The 1,035-nt window shown below is 37.9% G+C and carries 1 protein-coding gene; it reads left to right on the top strand.

Going from position 1 to position 1,035, the window contains the following annotated elements; genetic code table 11:
- Positions 1-117: 117 nt before the first annotated feature.
- On the top strand, positions 118-1,020 hold the full coding sequence (locus tag RM541_RS17350) for an IS982 family transposase (protein ID WP_311501394.1): 903 nt from the start codon (positions 118-120) through the stop codon (positions 1,018-1,020).
- Positions 1,021-1,035: the final 15 nt, after the last annotated feature.

A 1,035-nucleotide genomic window follows, 5' to 3' on the forward strand; every position in this document is an offset into this window, starting at 1 on the left:
TAACGTGAGTTCGATATAAGAAAAAGTGAAAATTTGGGTGGTTGAACACCAAAGAAAAAGCAGAAAATCAGTATATTTAAGTACTTAACATTCAAATATTTAACTGATATTCTGCTTATGATTTCTACTGATAAAATTACTGAAATTTTTTGTTTTATTGATGAGTTCCATCAAGAATTTGAACAAGCCCAGCAAGGACATCTTTTGGAAGCTGATTCCAGCATCAAAAGAAGGAACAAGAAATCGAAACTCTCAAATAGTGAAGTATTGACTATTATGGTGCTGTTCCATTCCGGGAATTTCAGGAATCTGAAGCACTTTTACCTGTTCTATGTAAAACCCCATTTAAAAAGTGAATTTCCTGAGACAGTATCATACAACCGCTTTGTGGAACTACAACAAAAAGCAGTGGTGCCGATGGCGCTATTCCTGAAAATGTGCTGTTTGGGAAAATGCACAGGTATTTCTTTTATAGATTCAACACCCTTAAGATCGTGCCATATCAAGAGGGAAAAGCAGCACAAGACTTTTAAAGGAATGGCTGCCAAAGGCCAATGTTCCATAGGATGGTTCTTTGGGTTCAAACTCCATTTGATCATCAATGACAAAGGTGAAATCCTGGATTTCATGCTCACACAGGGCAATGTTGATGACAGGGAACCTTTAAAAAACGATAATTTCCATAAAAAGATTATGGGAAAGCTTTATGGCGACAAAGGGTACATAGGCAAAGACCTCTTTGAAAAACTTTTTGTGGATGGGGTCCATCTGGTCACCAAGATCAGAAAGAACATGAAGAACAGCCTGATGCACACCTACGATAAGGTGATGTTGAAAAAAAGGGCCATCATCGAAACAGTAAATGACGAGCTGAAGAACATGTGCCAAATCGAGTATACCAGGCATAGAAGTTTTGATAACTTCCTATCAAACCTGCTCTCTGGGCTAATCGCCTACAGCTTCTTTCCTAAAAAACCTTCCTTAAACCTGGAAATTATAGAGCAAAGGTTATCTGCTTAAGTCGAACTCACGTTA

This window comes from Autumnicola psychrophila (genome assembly GCF_031846645.1).
Taxonomy (GTDB): Bacteria; Bacteroidota; Bacteroidia; order Flavobacteriales; family Flavobacteriaceae; genus Autumnicola; species Autumnicola psychrophila.

Bases quoted from the DNA above. Each gene is read 5' to 3' on its own strand.
- RM541_RS17350 (WP_311501394.1), top strand. From the start codon at position 118: ATGATTTCTACTGATAAAATTACTGAAATTTTTTGTTTTATTGATGAG.